The following is an 18489-nucleotide window of genomic DNA, read 5'->3' as shown; positions in this document are numbered from 1 at the left end:
TAAATATCAAACATCAGTTAAATTGGTCGTAAAAGCTAATGATCATACTTTAGTTTAACCAAACTCCGACAAGCCATAACGGAACTCATCAGTTTCTCACCATTAGTCATAGTAATTTCACGGGTATGACGATTAATTGCTTCAATATTGTTAGTATTCACAACGTACGATTTGTAACATCTGAAAAAAGCTTTATTCTCATGCGCAATTTCTTTAATCGTGCTATAAAACTCAAACTGACCATTCACCAAATGAATAATCACCTTATGTGGAACCGATGAACTTTCGAAAAATAAAATATCCTTAACTTTAATCGACCGTATATGATCAGCCGTTTTCACTTGATAATACTCTTCATTATCGGTTTCTTTTTTCTTAAATTGCTCATTACATAAATCAATTGCTTTGATAATTCGACCTTGAATTTCATCGGGAAAATCTTTCAAAATGAAATCCAGTGCCTCAACTTGATACTTAAATGTTAAGAAAACCAGCTCAGCATGCGTCGTGATGAAAACAATTTTACTAGTCATATCACGCTCACGAATTTTGGCTGCTAACTCGATGCCATTGATATCTGTCTGTAAATCAATATCTAGAAAGTAAAGGCTCTTATTGATTTTATTGTTCTCTAAATAGTTTAAGATTTCATGTGGATCTTTGCTGGCAATCTGCAGCTTCATTTCTAAATCTTCAATTAAAATATAATTGTTGATATAGTTTACTATTTCATTCAGCTGTTTCGTATCATCTTCGCAAACATACACATCAATCATCTTGAGAACCTCCTAATCAATATTCATCTTTTCGATTCCATTAAAATTATATCAAATGAGCTCAGTAACAAATGTTACTGTCTTTATCTAGTCATTTTTCATCAAAATCTAACGATGCGTATTAGGACGCGTGATATCGATGTTTAACTTTTGAATGAAATTACCATTCGAGATCATTGTTTCCAATGTTAAGTTATCATCGCGATTAATTATCTCAGTTAAATTAACTAGCCCCATACCATGACCGTTGCCCTTAGTGGTAAAACCAGGCATCTTCATTTTCCAAACTGGTGGAGCATTATTTCTTAAGGAATTTTGGACAACAATCATAATTGATTTCTCATCACTCATTACACCGGCTAAAATATTTCCAGCTGTATGTGTTTGAGTCTCTTCAATTGCATTATCCAAAATAATACCTAGTGACATAACTAAATCTAAGGTATTCGTATGAAAATCGGCTAATTCTTGACGAGCTTCAAAAACAACCTTAATATCCGACATCTGAGCCGAATAAAGTTTATTGAAGAAGATACTCTTAATCTCTTTATTTTTAATACGACTAAGATCTTCCAACAAATATTTCTCGGAGCTTAACTTGATTGATGTCGGTTTAATTGCCTCATCATAGTAAGTTTTTAAGCCTTCCATATCGTCAGTTTTAATATATTCATCCAATGAGAGTAGGATATTTTGATAATCGTGACGAAACTTTCGTAATTCGTTATAGTGTTTTTCCATTTCCTTAATATAACGATTGTCATTTTCAATTCGCTGTTTTTGGCTGTGCAGTTCAAACTTTCTTTTTGTTTCGCGGACACGGACGTAATAAATAACAAAACAAATGGATATAATGAGAAATACAAATATTGAATTATAAATAATATTACTCAATTGATTTCCTCGTTGTATTTCCGTGAAAAAAATTAATACCGAAAGCGTGATAGTTATAACCAAGGTCATAGCTGCCTCAACTGTAGAAACTTTCATACCAAGATATTCGGATCTTTTCCGACTATAACTAAGTAAACGGTCCAAAATTATTGTTAATAGAGTTCCTAAAATTATGAACAATCCTAAGCCAAAACTCTTAAATTGCAAAAAACTCTCTAGGACATCAGAAAAATGATCAGTGAACAATATCAGTAGGTAGGACATCCCTAAAGCAACAATCGTCGTCCTTATCTTAGAAGTGCAGAAATACATGTAGGCTCCCAATAAAAGGAACATAACAATTGCTGATAACAATTGATTGAAACCAATAATGAAATTACTTGTTAGGACTCCTATGACTATGACAACGATATCCCAAATTTGGAATCGTTTATAGTTTAAAATGAGTTTCATATTTAAAACCATAAAGACATATTGGAAAAAGATAAAAAATAAAATAATTGACATCCCAGTTAAGCATCCTTTGATTAATTGAATTTGTTGCTATATGAATTATAGCAAATAGCTAGGTTCTCACTTGATAATGTCATAATCTATTTTCCCGTTGTCTCAAAAGTGCGTTTAATCAATACCTTTTTCATCCACTTCCTTGGTTTAAAAATAAGGTTGACCGTAATATATAGCATCTCTACTCCATCGATTAGTTTTGATTCCTCCCCAGGTAATACTCATCACTAATTTCAAATAGACAGTTTTTCATCAACGTTTTTAATAATATAATAGGGAACCTTGTAAGATGGATATTTGTCATAAAATACCGTTTGGGGCGCATAATCTCATCAATCTATCTCTAATTTGAATTAAAAGACAGTAAAAACAAAAACAGTTGCCATAAGAAATCGAAAATTTCTATGGTAGCTGTTAAGATTAAATAATTTTATATATTTACTTACCTGCAAAAACTCCCCTTGCCACGGCAATTGCATTTAAAACCCCATTAATATGAACTTATAATTGAAATTCAGTATCACCCTTTTAAATTCATCTTGAATTATCAAATAAGTGTCTTCAATAAATTATCAATCATTTTAGCTGATTCAACTTCTTAACTAACTGTTTATTTTCATAATTTCTATAAATATAAAACATCAAAACATGTAGAATCAAATCCGCTAAAATAATTTCCCACCAATATGGCCTGATTAAATTAAACATCAATTTTGACAATAAATAGACGGCTCCGAAACCGCATAGAATATTGGCAACTGTTGTTACCATAATATTAATCGGTGCCATCCAAGTTCCATAATTCCAAACGTATGGGTAGATTAATCCAAAAGTGACTGCAAATAGCACAGAAATCCCAATAATTCGCCAAAACAAATTCAAATCAACTGTTGTATTACCAAACATAATTGTCAGGATGCCGAGAATCCAAATATTGGTTAAGAAAGCGGCCTGCATAAACTTATTTTTCAATTCTTGAAACATTAATCAATGCCTCCTTGAGTTTTTTTGCATAGTGTCGACTAACAATAAAAGTTTGTTTTTCTTTCGTGAAAACTTCCAATTGTGCATACTTGCCCGGCTTAAAACTGGTCACTTCTGCCAAATTGATAACAACATTATTGTTTATCCTGAACAAATTCGTACCTTCAAGTATTTCAAAGTTCTTTAGACGTCCCTTTGTATAAAAAACTTCATTATTGATTGTGTAAACCTTGGATAAGTTATCCATAGCTTCAATTGACAAAATTTGTGAGCAATCTAGTAATGACCGGCGTTCATTTTTAGGATCTATCACTTCAATGTGAACTTTGTCAGACAGAAAATCTTCTAACTTATTTTTCAAATGATAATTTTGGGGATTAAGCTGCATTCCGATTTCAGTTGGTGAATATAATACATCCCAATTAAAATTAATTTTCATCTGAGTTATCTCCTTTCATCCATTAATATACTCACTGGTAACTCAGACGTCAGTATCCTTAACCTTTGATACACATTAATTAATTCTGTTGCATTAATTTTATTAGAAAAATGAATTTCAAGCCACTTTAATCAGTTGATTTTGTAAACCGAAATGAAAAAATCACTCCTAAAATTGATATCAGACCTGCACTTAACATCACCGCTCGAAAACCACTCGTAAACAAGGCTAAACTACCCATTCCACCAAATTGATAAAAGACAATTACCGAAATAGTTGTTCCGACCGCTCCACCTAATAAACGAAAGACATTGTAAATTCCCGAAGCTTTACCGATTTCAGTTTTGGCAACTGATCCTAAAACAACTTTTTGAAGTGCGGGTCCCGCCATTGATAAACCAACACCAGCAATTGCTAATGGAATAATAATCTTTGCATATGAACTGTGATCATTCACTAATATCATAATTAAAATATAGCCTATTCCTTGAAAAATCAGACCCAATGTAGCAATCAATTTTTCACCATACTTATCAACTGCCACTCCAGCAAACGGTGCTACCAGTACTAAAGTTCCAGTCCACGGCAGTATCTCCAGTCCAACTGTTAACGAATCAGTCCGACCAACCACTTGTAAAAATTGAGGTAGAAAGAAAACTACTCCATACATCGATCCATACAGTAAAAACGTTGCAACGTTACCACCTGTAAAAGGTATCGACTTGAAATATTTCAACGGTATCATCGGTTGTTCTTCCGATTTCTGACGTAAAATGAACCAAATCAAAGCCAATAGTCCCGAAATACCAACACCAATTGGCAATACAAGTGACTTAATATTGGTTAGGGCTGACAAAGACCAAATAATGCAGGTTGATGCAATTATAACTAACAGTGAATCAATCAACCCGACCTTATCACTATTACCGAAACTTTCTGGCAATATTTTGATTGATAATAGAATTGCAATAACTCCAATCGGAACGTTAATCCAAAATATCCACTGCCATGTCAATTTAGCTACGATGAATCCACCTAAGGACGGTCCGACAATTAGCGCTAAACCACCAATTCCACTCCAAATGCCCAAGGCTTTGCCCCGTTCTGAAGTTGGTAACGAATTAGTCAAAATTGCCATCGACATTGGTGTTATTACCGAAGCCCCAATACCTTCAATAACACGTGCAAATACTAAGAAAGTAATGTCATTGGATAATGCACAAAGAATTGAACCAATTGTAAAAATAAGCATCCCTAAGTTATAAATTTTTCGACGACCAAAACGTTCACCAAAGGAGACCCCCACTAACAAAACAGCAGCAACTGTAATGTTATAAGCATTCATTGCCCATTGCAAAGTTGCAACCGAGATATGAAAATCATTACGAATCGCAGTTGAAGCAGTCGTCACGATCATTGAATCCATCATCGCCATAAAAAATCCCAATGACGTTAAAACCAAAATCCAGCTTGAATTAGTTTGTCTCTTTGTCATTCTTGTTCCCCAGTCTTTTATTTTTGTCCCAAAATAGTTCAAAATATTTTGAACTATCTAAAATTAACATGCGTAAAATTATCTGACAAGCAAAAAAGAACAAACAAAAAGAGTGGAAATATCCACTCTTAAATATTTTTATAAAAATTAGTAACATAATTATTAAATGTTTTCTGATTTAGACTGACGTACTTCTCACGAGCTTCCTTGCGAGCATTTATTAGGCCAGCCTCTTGTAATAGTTTAAAATGATACGATCCAGAAGTTTTACTAATATCAATGGCTTTACCAACCTCTCCACAAGTAACCTCATGATTAGTCTGTTTCAAATATTCAACTATTTCCAAGCGCACTGGATCAGCTAAAGCCTTAAATACGGCAATTTGATTTATTTTCTCTACATTCTTCATATCGCCTATACTACTAGATTTTGAACCAATCAATCAAGTATTTTGAAAAGCAAAATCACATTTGAAATTTATTTGTTTCCAACAACTGATTTCTGCTTATCGAACAAATTTAATATTATTAACAGAATAAATATAATTATCACAGCAATATAAAATTTATTGCTATCTACGACGTTCTTGACGTCTATTATGTCTATTTCTATCCTTCTGTTGTGCCGCGACATTAGCTGATATTTCTTGAGGATATTTCGATGAAGCTCGGTACCAAACAATCCCACGCTGGATTAACAAAGTTACCCCTAAATACAATAACAATGTTACTGAACTTCCAGTCCAAATTCGATCAACTGCTACGTGCATTCCAATACCAATAATCCACCAGACAATCGTTAACCAATTTCCTTCGCGCATGACTAATTTATCATCATCAAGCCAAAACTTATATGACAAAGCTCGCAATGCCGCAAAAACTGCTGCACTAATCAAGCTAAGGATTCCAAAAATAATAATTTTGTTCTGAGCAAGATTAAGATGTTGTTTATTTACAGCGTCACCAATTGAAGCAATTCCAAATAAAATAACGACAATGAAAAACTCCGGCTTAAATTTAACAGTTCTTGGTTCCAACTGACGTTTAATGACTACATACAAGATTAATATTGCTAAAACAATATTAGTATAACTAAGATTTTGCATAATTCATTTTCCTTATAATTTTTAATAGCATTAAAATAATACTCCAAAAATTATTATTAGCAACTAAAAAGAAGCACGTCACGACAACGTACTTCTTTGTTCACACATAATTTTCTTTTAAACCGCTTTATCTTCTTTCATAAAGTCACTTGGAATAACCCCATCCATCCCAATCATCGGATTAATAGCATTATTCATAACCATGTCCAGTGTCAAACGGTAATCCTTTGGCTCAGTCTCTTCAGGTTCAACTTCTGCCGTCTCGTCGTCAGTCTTAGGTTGTTTAATCTTAAAAGTCGTAAAAATACGTTCCTTTAAAGTTGTCTGACGTTCACTCGATTGATCTCTAATTGAACGCTCAAAAGCACTCCGGTCACCAACCATAATCAACAAACGTTTAGCACGTGTCACCGCTGTATACAACAAATTACGACGTAACATTCGTGATTCTTCATTAACCAATGGCAAAATAACCATTTCAAATTCAGAACCTTGTGATTTATGAATCGACGTACAATAAGCCAACGTAATGTTGAGCCAATCTTTCCGGTCCAACGTTACTTCATTTCCATCAAAATCGATGACTAATTTGTCAACTTTATCGGTATTCTCTTTAGCCAAAATAATTCCGACAATTTGACCTATCTCACCGTTGAAAACATTATCTTCCGGCGTGTTGACCAAATACACAACCTTATCTTTAATCCGATACTTAATGTTTCCCATCGAAACTTCTTTACGCTTGGGTGTCATCGGATTGACGACATTTTGAATCACAAAATTTAAATTATCGATTCCAGCGGTTCCGCGATACATCGGTGCTAAAACTTGAACATCAGCAATATCAAAACCACGTTCACCTGATTTACTAATAATTTGTGACAAAACATTAGGGACATCCCGACTTGTACAATTAATAAAACTACGATCAGATCGATTTTCGAAAATGCCGTCAACAATCGTACCTTCGTTAATATCATGGGCCAATTGAATAATCGTGGAATCTTCATCTTGTCTGTGAATATTTTTCAACATCATCGTCGGGAAAGCGTCACTATTGATTAAATCAGCGAAAACTTGACCTGGTCCAACTGATGGCAACTGATCACGGTCACCTACAAGCACGACTTGAGTACCAGGCTGGACAGCTGAAATCAATATTTTAAATAGCTTTGTATCAACCATTGACATTTCATCAATAATCAACAGTTTACAATCTAAGCTTGGTTCCGCAAATTCATCATCTTCTGTACCAGTTAATCCTAACAAACGATGGATCGTCATTGCTGGCAAACCTGTTGATTCACCCATATGCTTAGCTGCACGTCCTGTTGGTGCCGCTAAGGCAATTGCATAGTCATCAGACCCTGGATCAAGGGGCATGTCATTTAACTTGGCATAGGCCGCTACAATCGCATTGATGATAGTCGTCTTACCAGTACCAGGACCACCGGTTAATAGAAAAATCGGTGCTGTTAAAGATTGCTCAATCGCTTGTTCCTGTGATTTATCATATTTAACTTTGAAATCAGACTCAATTTGCTTCAATTCAGTCTTCATCGCCCGTTTTTTCCAAGAGACACCCTTGAATGTGTCCGTAATCATCTTCATTGATTGGGCAATTGACCACTCACTGTCTGATAAGTCTTTTTCATAGACATTGCCATCTTCAACTAGAAGAACTCCGTCTTTAACCAAATTACGTAAGCCATCAACTAACTTTTCTTGTAAATTATCAGTTGAACCAGCACGTAAAACGCCACTGACACGACGAATAAGTTCCTGACCATCAACAAAAGTATCACCTGTTTCATTCACCAGTGATGTGACCATCTGAATCAAAGCACCCTTAATTCGTCTTGGATCGTCACCGGTAATACCCAAACGTTTTGCTAATTCATCTGCACGTTTGAAACCAACACCCTTAACATCAATCACTAATTGATAGGGATCTTCGGTCATTTTATCAAGCGTCTGTACACCATATTTTTGAAAAACTCGGGCACTCAATGTTGGTCCAAAGCCATAGTTATTCAATTGATACAAAACTTGTTCGGTCTGATGATTACTAGAAATTTGTTCAACAATTGCTTGAGTCTTCTCTTCACCAAGTTTTAGAAAATCCAAGGCGTGTGGATCTTGAAGAATCTTATCAATCGCATCCTCGCCCAATTCATCAACAATTTTCTCAGCCTTTTTCTTACCAATACCGGGAAATTCATCACTAGAGAAAAAGGTGATTAACTGTTTACGGCCATTGGGACGACTACGCTTGTACGTTACAGCTTTAAACTGTTTTCCATATTTCGGATGGTCAACAATCTCGCCTTCAAATTTGTACTCCTCTTCTTCGGCAATTTCACCAAAGCTACCAGTAACTACAATATCGCCAGCATCCCAATCAGTATTGGTCTTCTTAACTTTAATTGTAAAAATTTTATAGAGGTTTTCGGGATTTTCAAAAAAGATGGCTTTGACAGTACCCAAGAAATATGGTTTCTCGTTACTTTCTGTCATCGCTATCTCCTTGTTTAATAAATTCTTGTAATTCAGCTAATTTCTTTTCATTTTTTAAATAATACTTTTCATCGAGTTTTTTGGCTTGATCTAAGTAATTTTGATAATCTTGATGTAAGTTCATCGCACACAAGCCCATATTGAAGTAATACTTCGCCTGTGGCTTGATTTTATTAGCAGTCTGGTAAAATCCTAAGGACTCTTGGAAATTGCCGTTAGCAAGCAATAAATCAGCTAATAGCTCATTGGCTTGTAAATCTTTAGGTGATTTTTCAACCGCCGTCAAAGCATACATAATAGCCATTTGTCTCTTACCTTGTTGATCAAGTGTTTTAGCCATCATGAAATAAGCTTCAAACGCATAATCGTCATTGATTAAGTTTTGAAAAATAGTATTAGCTTTATCAAATTTATCAGCTAAATAATAGACGTTACCTAAATTGTAAAGTAGGTCTTGATTATCCTTAAACATCTCTAGCGAACGAGCCAATAACTCTTCAGCTTGTTCCAAATCGCCAGCCTGCACTAAATAAGTTGATAATTGCAATATTTCCGGCAACTGTTTGGGATTTTTATTCAAATCGGCTACGACTAATTTAATTGCCTGTTCCTTGTCACCTTGATTAAATAATTGTTCTGCTTGCTTGTTCATAAATACCTCAAATAGTATCTGAGCTCTCTAACTTCTTGTTCAGATACCCTGTTTCATTCCATTTAATAAGTCTAAACTCACCATCTTCATAGCGTAGATGCGTCAAACTAGTATTCGAGAGTCCCCCGTTTTTACGAATATCAGCCACTCTTGTTCCCAAAAGCGATTGAATCATCGTAACTAAAGCAGCTCCATGACTGACAATGACAACGTTACCTTGTTCATGGTTTTCAGCAACAATTTTTTTAACAGCTTTCGTTGTCCGTTCAGCTACTCTTTCAAATGATTCTCCCCTGATCAAATCATAATCATAATCAGCTGGTTGATTGCGAAAAGCATAAATAACTTCAGGAATTTCTTGTTCCAACTCAGAAAATTTACGACCTTCCATAATACCTAAGTCAAATTCACGTAAATCACGGACAATCGTCAATGGAATCTGACGTTTCAAATCTTTGATCAATGTTTCTGCAGTAGTTTTAGCACGGGGTAATGGACTTGCATACATGTGGTCGATCTCTGTAGCTTGAAGTCTTTTTGCCAACAGACTGATATCATGCAAACTTTCAGGCAATAATGGTGAATCACCATGTCCACCTTGATACTTTCCTTCTAAGTTCCATTCGGTCTTTCCATGTCTGACAAAATATAATTCCATTTTTTCTCTCACCTTACCAAGTTAGTTAAGTATAATTATGGATTTTTTGATGGGATTTTTCAAGTTTGGGAGGGAGTTTACTGAAATTGTTTGGTTTTGGGGGATAGATGTATATAAATAAAAAGGATTCAGCTAAAACTCGCATTGTTAACTTGCGGTAGTTTTAGTTGAACCCTTTATTTTTTGTGTTTTAAACCATATTACTGCAGCGGCTCTAAAACGAGCTACACAAGGGCAACTCCTTCCGCTTTTCATAACTTGATAAATCGCCCGCAAAGTACCGCGTGCAATTCATCAAGTTACGAAAATGCTCGGGAGCTGAACGCCCTTGTTGCGCTCTCTCTAGATATACTGCAACTTCTTCTCTGCCATATAAGCAGCATCGATTGTTGCTCCACCTAGGCACTCCTCACCATCATAGAAGACAACTTCTTGTCCTGGTGTGATAGCACGTACGGGGTTATCAAACTCTACGTTTACCTTACCATCGTCTAAGACGTGAACTGTAACGCCGACGTCTTGTTGACGATATCTGAACTTAGCTGTGGCATGGAATGTATCGCCGTAATCTAAGCCTGTGATAAATGATAGATCTGATGCGTCCAAATGATCTGCGTAAAGTGCTGGATTGTCATATCCTTGGTCAACGTAAAGAATGTTCTTTGTCATATCCTTACCAACTACGAACCAAGGCTCGTTTGACTTACCATTTCCACCAATTCCAAGACCTTGTCTTTGGCCGATTGTGTAGTACATCAAACCAGCATGCTTACCCTTAACTTCACCATCAGGTGTCATCATTGTACCAGCTTGTGCAGGCAAGAACTCGCTAAGGAACTTACGGAAGTTTCTCTCACCGATGAAACATACACCAGTTGAGTCCTTCTTCTTAGCAGTAGCTAAACCAGCCTCTTCAGCAATACGACGAACCTCTGACTTTTGCATACCACCGATTGGGAAGATAGCCTTTTGAAGTTGATCTTGTTGAACAGTACTTAGGAAATATGTTTGATCCTTGTTAGCATCGCCACCACGCAACAAGTGAACAACGCCGTTATCATCGCGGAATGTTTGGGCATAGTGACCCATAGCAATGTAATCAGCGTTCAACTTGTTAGCATAGTCAAGGAATGCCTTGAACTTAACTTCCTTGTTACACATAACGTCAGGGTTTGGAGTTCTACCCTTACGATACTCATCCAAGAAATACTCGAACACGCGGTCCCAATACTCCTTCTCAAAGTTAACTGAGTAGTAAGGAATACCAATCTTGTTAGCAACCTTAGCAACGTCTTCATAATCCTCAGTAGCAGTACATACACCAGAGTCATCAGTGTCATCCCAGTTCTTCATGAAAACTCCGATAACCTCATAGCCTTGTTGTTTCAAAAGAAGTGCACTAACTGACGAATCAACGCCACCACTCATACCTACTACAACACGCTTCTTCTTATTATCCATTTCAAAACCTCATTTATTGGACCTTTCTTATATTCGGTACACCACAAAAACAAATATTAAATTCATCCAATATTTTGTTTACAGTTATATCGCACAAAAAGTAACGAATATACTAGCCACTGGTTGCAAGAAATGTTGACTGCAGTGAAGGTGGCGTTATGGCTTTAGCCATTACACCACGGGACGAGTTTTGAAATTCGCGTACTTTGCGAAGTTCAAAATCGAGACTTGAGACCGCACTTTGGCTCAAGTCGGTCCCCACAGCGGCAACATTTGTTGCAACCAGTGGCGGCAACTAACCAAAATTAAGAAAAATCCATTTATTTAACTAATACGTTTTTTTCTTTTAAAAAGTTCATTAAGTATCGGTAATCACTTACTTCAGCTTCAGTGTCCTTTACTTTGAACATATTGATATTGTGCAATCCTGACTTATCAGTAATTGCTAATTTTAAACTATCTAAATCTTTGTCAACAGTTGCACGCAAATAATAGCGAGCTTCGTATGGAGACGATCCGTTGATAGGGTGTACCAAACGAAAACTTCCTTTATTTGATTCCATGAATCCTGCATCCATTAGTGAATATTTCTTTACTTCAGGGTCCAATTTATAAACTTCTTGATCCCCTTGAACTTGAGCTTGTCGTTTATCCATTTTATTCATCCCTTACAAAAATTTTATCTTAATTATAAGTTTGAATAAAATTCGCTAATTAGTCAAGTCGGAAACGATTTCAATCAATTTGTTGGTAAACTTAACAACTTCTGCTTCAGTGTTATCTTTACCAAAACTAATTCTAACTGAATCTTGAACACGTGGACTATCTTCGCCATACATGGCAATTAATACGTGTGAAGGTTCCAAACTACCAGCAGTACATGCGGAACCACCGGAGATAGCAAAACCTTCCAAGTCTAACCTAGTTAACAAGACACCACGATCAACTCCTGGCAAATACAAATTCATTACATGATTCAAAGCATGTGCATCAGTTGGTCCATTGATAGCAAATTTTATATTATTTTCTTTTAGGATATTTTGAATTGTTTGTTTAAATCCAAAATATCTAACTTGTCTAGCTTGTTTTTCTTCCGGAGTAATCAGTTCGACGGCTTTAGCAAACCCAGCGATGGCAGGGACATTTTCAGTTCCAGCACGTCGTTTGGTTTCTTGGTCGCCTCCTTTAATGAATGATGGAATCGAAATTGCATCATTGATATAAAGAAAACCGATAAATTTAGGCCCATTAATTTTATGAGCTGATGTCGATAACATATCAATGTGTTCTTTTTTGACATCAATATCTTCCATTCCAAATGCTTGAACGGCATCTGTGTGGAAAAATGCTTGATGATCTTCTAGAACTTCCCCAATTTCCTTGATAGGATTCATGGAGCCGACCTCGTTATTGCCATACATGATCGATACTAAAATGGTATCGTCTCTAAGGGCATTTTTAACTTGTTCGGCAGTCACTTCACCACGTTCATTTGGTTTCAAATAAGTTACTTCAAAACCTAATGATTCAAGATATGCTAAAGGTTTGAGGATAGCCTCGTGCTCAATAGCAGTTGTAATGATATGTTTACCTAATTTTTGTCTAGATAATGCTGTTTCGATAATCGCTGTATTATCACTTTCAGTACCACCACTGGTAAAGACAATTTCAGAGTCTTTAGCGTTAATACTTTGAGCAATCGTATGGCGACTTTCGTCTAAGACTTTTCGTGCCTGACGACCAAAATAATTGGTAGCAGATGCGTTACCAAAATTATTTGCCATCTGGTCATGAATCACATCGACTACAGGTGTAGCCATCGGTGTGGTGGCAGCATTATCTAAATAAATAAATGCCACAATAAATCCCCTCTATTCTTGGTCTAAAAAGTTCAGCAACATAGTTACTGATTTGCGTCCGGCTTGTAAAACAAAATCGTCAAAATTGACGCTAGCATCTTCGTCTCCCACATCACTCATTGAACGAATAACAACAAATGGTGTATGGAATTGTGCACATGTCTGAGCCACAGCTGCACCTTCCATTTCAGCTGCTAAAGCATCTGGGAACGACTTTTTAATTGTAGCAATTTTTTCACTAGAGTCAACGAATTGGTCTCCGGTCACAATTAAACCGACACGTGCAGTTAATCCTGTACGTTTGGCAGCGTCAGAAATTTTCTTAACATATGTAGGATCAGCGTTGAAATAAAGCTCTTGTTGTGGAAGTTGACCAATCTTGTAACCAAAACCTGTTGCATCAACATCGTGATAAGCCATTTTATCAGAAATAACAACATCACCGATATGTAAACCAGTGCCAATTCCACCAGCTGAACCTGTATTAACAACGAAATCTGGTTGATAACGATCATTGATCAAAGCAGCTGTAATACCAGCTTGAACTTTACCGATACCACTTTGAGCTAGATAGACATGATGGTTTTTATATTTACCAATCGTAAATTCAACACCAGCAACTGATTCTTCTTTGACATCAGTTAGTGATTCCTTCATTAATTTAATTTCTTCTTCCATTGGAACGATTACACCAATTTTCATACTTTACCCCTTAAATAAAAAATAATATTAAAAATACTAACACAATTAAGCCGAATATTGTAATAATGGCAATATTTAGCTTTTTTTTCAATTTATTTGTCTTTTCATCAAAAACCGATAAATTTTCTTGTATTACTTGCTCTGGATGTTGCTGACGATACTCTTCTTCAGCCCGACGACGTTCTTGTTCACGAATCTTTTGTTGCTGAGCTTCAACTTGATCAGCACGAACGACTGTCTGTGGTTGTTGTTTATTCGATGATTTAACTTTTGAATTATAAAAGTTCTTTACCTTATCAAACATTTATTTTTCCTTTGCTTGCAATAGTTCCCAATAAGTAATGGCATAAATTGACTTCGAGTCACAAATTACGCCAGCCTCAATTTGTTTTTTCGCCTCATCGAGAGTTAATTTTTCAACATTCAAAAATTCATCTGGATCAAGAGGACGTTTGAATTCAACTTCCTGCAAATCAGTTGCCTTAAAGACTGTTAATTTTTCATTAGAATAACCGGGACTAGCAAAAAAGGCTGTAACTTTTTCAAGTTTATCAGTTGTCATCCCCAGTTCTTCGTCCATTTCACGTAAGGCAACTTCTTCTAGGTCACTGCCTTCGTCTGGATCAATTTTACCAGCTGGAATTTCCAAAGTCTCTTGTTCCAAAGGTGTACGCCATTGTCTGACAAACACCATCTTGTCATCATCAGTAAACGGAATAATCGCAACGGCACCATGATGTTGTACTACTTCACGAATATCAGGAATACCATTAGGTAAAACAACCTGTTCTACATCAACGTCAATAATTTTGCCACCAAACATTCTCTTTTTAGCAACAACTTCTTCATAGTATCTTGAATCTTCTTTTTCCATTATAGAACCTTCTTATTCAGATTTATCAAATAGAGCCAATGCAAGTATTTTACCAGATTCTGTGTTATCTACAAGGTTCCGCCTCCAGGAACAAGAAAATTTAGGGCGCTATGGGGACCGCTTGGAGCCAAGGTCTCCAAGCTCGATTTTGAGCTCCGCAAAATACGCGGATCTCAAAACTCGTCCCGTGGTGTAAGTGCTAAAGCACTAACGCCACCTGCACAGCGCCCTAAATTTCTTGTTCCTTCCGGCTCTTTTATTCACTTTTTTATAGAGAATGATGAATAGCCCTAGTCCATGGATTCGTGGAATAGAACCCGACCAGTGACTGTTTCTCGGTTCTGGAGACGGCACATTTAAAACAAAAAAAAGAAAGCGCTATTCTGCGCTTTCTTCCTCTTCTTTAATGGTAATATTGACAGCTTGTGGTCCCTTATAACCGGGAGCAACTTCATAGCTGACCTCAAGACCATTCTTGATGTAGTAATCATCACGGTTGAGAACTGAATCGGCAAAGAAGAAAATATCCTCGCCATCGTTACTAATAAAGCCAAAGCCACGATCATTATTAAATCTTACAATTTTTCCGGTAAACATTTAGTCACCTATCCTATTTTTCATCAAAGCCATCTGTCATTGTTTCTGGATACTCTGCAGCAACAATTTTAGCACATCTAGCACAGAATGTTGGATAATTTTCATCACTACCAACATCTGTCTTGATCATACGACATCTTTGACATACATCGCCTTCAGCTTTTTCAACTAAAACGTCAGCAAGTTCGTACTTGTCAGCATTAGCTAAATCAGCGTCTGTTAATTCAAATTGTGAAACAATCAATAATTGACCAAAGTTACTGTCGATCTTATCAAGAACTGCCTTTAAGTCAGCGCTTGGTTTAACAGTAACCTTAGCTTCTAGTGACTTACCGATTAATTTATCAGTACGTGCGACTTCAAGTGACTTCAAGACGTTATCTCTAAAGTCCATGAAGACTGACCAGTCTTTTTCGATTTCTGCTTGATCAGCAATTTCTTCAACCTTAGGCATTTCTGCTAATTGAACGAAATCTTCTGGTTCCTTCAAGTATTCCCAAACTTGTTCCATTGTGTGAGGCAAGATTGGTGTCAACAATTTAGCTAACTTAACAACTACGTCATAGATAACTGTTTGCATTGAACGACGAGCATGTGAATCCTCAGCATCAATATAAACAACGTCCTTAGCAAAGTCTAAGTAGAATGTTGACATTTCATTAACGATGAAACTAACAACTGCTTTAGATACATCCGCAAAGTCATACTTGTCATAATCAGCTAGAACTTCTTTAACAAGGTCGTTCAACTTAACTGTGACATACTTGTCTTCTGGACGAAGATCATCATAAGCAACAGCATTAGTCTTAGGATCAAAATCAGTTGTATTAGCTAACATAAATCTGATGGTATTTCTAATCTTACGATATGTTTCAGAAACTTGTTTGAATGATTCAACAGTTACAGAAACATCAGAACTTGAGTCAACTGAAGCAACCCAGAGACGGATAATTTCTGCACCGAATTGTCTTTCAATATCGCTAGGAGCAATAACGTTACCAAGTGATTTACTCATCTTAACGCCGTTCTTATCAAGTGTGAATCCTTGTGAAAGGATAGCCTTGTAAGGAGCAACGCCATAGGCTGCAACGGAAGTTACTAGCATTGAGTTAAACCAACCACGATATTGATCAGAACCTTCAAGAATCAAGTCAGCTGGGAAGACTAAGTTGTCACGAGTTCTCGCAACACCTGAGTGAGCTGTTCCTGAGTCGAACCAAACATCCAAGATATCTGTTTCTTTAGTAAATTTACCATTTGGGCTACCTGGATATGTAAAGCCTTCTGGAAGAAGATCTTTAGCATCACGTTCTGCCCAAACGTTTGAACCATACTTACCGAATAAATCAGCAACATGGTCAATTGTTTCTTTAGTCATGATTGGGTCACCATTTTCAGCATAGAAAATTGGTAGTGGAACACCCCAAGCACGTTGTCTAGAAATTACCCAATCACCACGATCACGAATCATGTTGTAAAGACGAGTTTTACCCCAGTCAGGCATGAAGTCGATTTTTTCGATTTCATCAAGAATTTGTTGTCTGAACTTGTCGATTGATGCAAACCATTGTGGTGTAGCACGGAAAATAACTGGTTTCTTAGTACGCCAATCATGTGGATAACTGTGAGTGAAGAAACTTAGTTTCAAGAGTGAACCATTTTCTTTCATTCTGTCAGCAATGATCTTGTTAGCATCGTCATAGAAGACACCTTCATATTCAGGTACTTCATCAGTAAACTTACCTTGAGCATCGATTGGTGAGAAGATTGGCAACTTGTATTTCATACCAACAACAAAGTCATCAGCACCAAAGCCTGGAGCTGTATGAACTAAACCAGTACCATCATCAAGTGTAACGTGGTTACCAAGAATCAAAAGAGATTCTTGATCATAGAATGGGTGTGTAGCTGTAAGTCCTTCAAGATCACGACCTTGAATAGTCTTAATAACTTCAACATTTTCCCAACCTAATTGTTCTTGAACGTATTGCAATCTTTCTTGAGCAACAACATATTTCTTACCGTCAGCATTAACTTCACTATAAATGAACTTAGGGTTAACACAGATAGCTTCGTTTGAAGGAATTGTCCATGGAGTAGTTGTCCAGATGATGAATGATGCATCTTGGTCAACAACGCCTTTACCATCACGTACTTTGAAAGCAACGAAAATTGATGGTGACTTAATATCTTTATATTCAACTTCTGCTTCAGCTAAAGTTGATTCTGAAGATGGTGACCAGTAAACTGGCTTCTTACCACGGTAAATGTAACCTTTATCAACCATTTCACCAAAGACTTCAACTTCAGCCTTTTCAAATTCTGGTTGATAAGTAATGTATGGGTGATCCCAGTCTGCAGAAATTCCGAGACGTTTGAAACCAGCCATTTGTTTCTTAATTTCACCTTGAGCAAAATCGAAACACAACTTACGGTAGTCAGAAAGGCTCATTTCCTTACGTTTAACACCTTTTTTAGCAAGTTGTTGTTCGATTGGAAGACCATGAGTATCCCAACCAGGTACATATGGTGCACGATAGCCATCCATTGACTTGTAACGCACGATAATATCCTTTGAAATCTTGTTTAAAGCGTGTCCCATGTGGATATCACCATTAGCAAATGGAGGTCCATCTAGTAGTTCAAAGGTTGGCTTACCTTCATTTAATTTTTGACGACGTTCATAAAGTTTATTTTCTTCCCAAGCTTTTTGCCATTCAGCTTCCTTGGTAGGTAAACTACCACGCATTGGGAATTTAGTTTTACCTAAATTTAAAGTATCTTTTACTCGCATTCTTTCACCCCTTCTAAAATAAAAAAGAACCCATCCCAATTACTAGGACGAGTTCTCGCTATACCACCTATTGGTAAATCAAATAATATTGTCTAAGAGCTGATATACCAAAAATTATTTTTACTAGTCTCACACCATACACTAGCTCGCTGAAAAAATGTTTTAAAGGCACTT

18 protein-coding genes are annotated in these 18489 nt (G+C 36.4%); all 18 read right to left on the bottom strand.

Annotation, left to right across the window (positions count from 1 at the left end):
• Window positions 1-35: 35 nt before the first annotated feature.
• The 18 genes from FD31_RS01855 to ileS all read right to left on the bottom strand — a co-directional run bounded on the left by FD31_RS01855 (window position 36) and on the right by ileS (window position 18315).
• The gene (locus tag FD31_RS01855; protein ID WP_057891072.1) at window positions 36-776 is read right to left on the bottom strand and encodes a LytR/AlgR family response regulator transcription factor; all 741 of its coding nucleotides are present in this window, start codon (window positions 774-776) and stop codon (window positions 36-38) included.
• 108 nt (window positions 777-884) lie between these two features.
• Window positions 885-2177, bottom strand: coding sequence for a GHKL domain-containing protein (locus FD31_RS01850; protein ID WP_057891071.1), 1293 nt, complete (start codon window positions 2175-2177; stop codon window positions 885-887).
• Between the two features lie 576 nt (window positions 2178-2753).
• Window positions 2754-3161 carry a hypothetical protein gene (locus tag FD31_RS01845; RefSeq protein WP_057891070.1) on the bottom strand — a complete coding sequence of 136 codons (408 nt, stop codon included), beginning with the start codon at window positions 3159-3161 and terminating at the stop codon, window positions 2754-2756.
• On the bottom strand, window positions 3139-3600 hold the full coding sequence (locus tag FD31_RS01840) for a LytTR family DNA-binding domain-containing protein (protein WP_057891069.1): 462 nt from the start codon (window positions 3598-3600) through the stop codon (window positions 3139-3141). The genes FD31_RS01845 and FD31_RS01840 overlap by 23 nt, the downstream gene beginning before the upstream one ends.
• Window positions 3601-3727: 127 nt before the next feature.
• Window positions 3728-5095, bottom strand: coding sequence for an MFS transporter (locus tag FD31_RS01835; RefSeq protein ID WP_057891068.1), 1368 nt, complete (start codon window positions 5093-5095; stop codon window positions 3728-3730).
• Window positions 5096-5223: 128 nt separating this feature from the next.
• Window positions 5224-5505 carry an ArsR/SmtB family transcription factor gene (locus FD31_RS01830; RefSeq protein ID WP_057891067.1) on the bottom strand — a complete coding sequence of 94 codons (282 nt, stop codon included), beginning with the start codon at window positions 5503-5505 and terminating at the stop codon, window positions 5224-5226.
• Between the two features lie 162 nt (window positions 5506-5667).
• Complete coding sequence (locus FD31_RS01825; protein WP_057891066.1) at window positions 5668-6201, bottom strand: hypothetical protein; 534 nt, start codon at window positions 6199-6201, stop codon at window positions 5668-5670.
• Between the two features lie 117 nt (window positions 6202-6318).
• Complete coding sequence (gene recD2, locus FD31_RS01820; protein WP_057891065.1) at window positions 6319-8718, bottom strand: SF1B family DNA helicase RecD2; 2400 nt, start codon at window positions 8716-8718, stop codon at window positions 6319-6321.
• Entirely contained in the window at window positions 8705-9370 is a 666-nt protein-coding gene (locus FD31_RS01815) for a tetratricopeptide repeat protein (protein ID WP_057891064.1), read from the bottom strand. Before FD31_RS01815 ends, recD2 begins: the two co-directional genes overlap by 14 nt.
• Before the next feature lie 7 nt (window positions 9371-9377).
• Window positions 9378-10028: a histidine phosphatase family protein gene (locus tag FD31_RS01810; protein WP_057891063.1), complete on the bottom strand. Its 651-nt coding sequence runs from the start codon at window positions 10026-10028 to the stop codon at window positions 9378-9380.
• A 342-nt stretch (window positions 10029-10370) separates the two neighbouring features.
• Complete coding sequence (gene mnmA / locus FD31_RS01805; protein ID WP_057891062.1) at window positions 10371-11489, bottom strand: tRNA 2-thiouridine(34) synthase MnmA; 1119 nt, start codon at window positions 11487-11489, stop codon at window positions 10371-10373.
• A 320-nt stretch (window positions 11490-11809) separates the two neighbouring features.
• Window positions 11810-12145, bottom strand: coding sequence for a hypothetical protein (locus tag FD31_RS01800; RefSeq protein ID WP_057891061.1), 336 nt, complete (start codon window positions 12143-12145; stop codon window positions 11810-11812).
• Window positions 12146-12199: 54 nt separating this feature from the next.
• Entirely contained in the window at window positions 12200-13348 is a 1149-nt protein-coding gene (locus FD31_RS01795; RefSeq protein WP_083483559.1) for a cysteine desulfurase family protein, read from the bottom strand.
• A 12-nt stretch (window positions 13349-13360) separates the two neighbouring features.
• On the bottom strand, window positions 13361-14050 hold the full coding sequence (locus FD31_RS01790) for a 5'-methylthioadenosine/adenosylhomocysteine nucleosidase (RefSeq protein ID WP_057891060.1): 690 nt from the start codon (window positions 14048-14050) through the stop codon (window positions 13361-13363).
• Between the two features lie 10 nt (window positions 14051-14060).
• Window positions 14061-14354 carry a hypothetical protein gene (locus FD31_RS01785; protein WP_057891059.1) on the bottom strand — a complete coding sequence of 98 codons (294 nt, stop codon included), beginning with the start codon at window positions 14352-14354 and terminating at the stop codon, window positions 14061-14063.
• Entirely contained in the window at window positions 14355-14924 is a 570-nt protein-coding gene (locus FD31_RS01780; RefSeq protein WP_057891058.1) for an NUDIX hydrolase, read from the bottom strand.
• Between the two features lie 378 nt (window positions 14925-15302).
• The gene (locus FD31_RS01775) at window positions 15303-15521 is read right to left on the bottom strand and encodes a cold-shock protein (protein WP_057891057.1); all 219 of its coding nucleotides are present in this window, start codon (window positions 15519-15521) and stop codon (window positions 15303-15305) included.
• 13 nt (window positions 15522-15534) lie between these two features.
• The gene (gene ileS / locus FD31_RS01770; RefSeq protein ID WP_057891056.1) at window positions 15535-18315 is read right to left on the bottom strand and encodes an isoleucine--tRNA ligase; all 2781 of its coding nucleotides are present in this window, start codon (window positions 18313-18315) and stop codon (window positions 15535-15537) included.
• Window positions 18316-18489 lie beyond the last annotated feature (174 nt).

The sequence above is a fragment of the Companilactobacillus nantensis DSM 16982 genome, assembly GCF_001435815.1.
In the GTDB taxonomy this organism is placed as follows: domain Bacteria; phylum Bacillota; class Bacilli; order Lactobacillales; family Lactobacillaceae; genus Companilactobacillus; species Companilactobacillus nantensis.
This window is presented reverse-complemented; position numbering and strand designations above follow the sequence as displayed.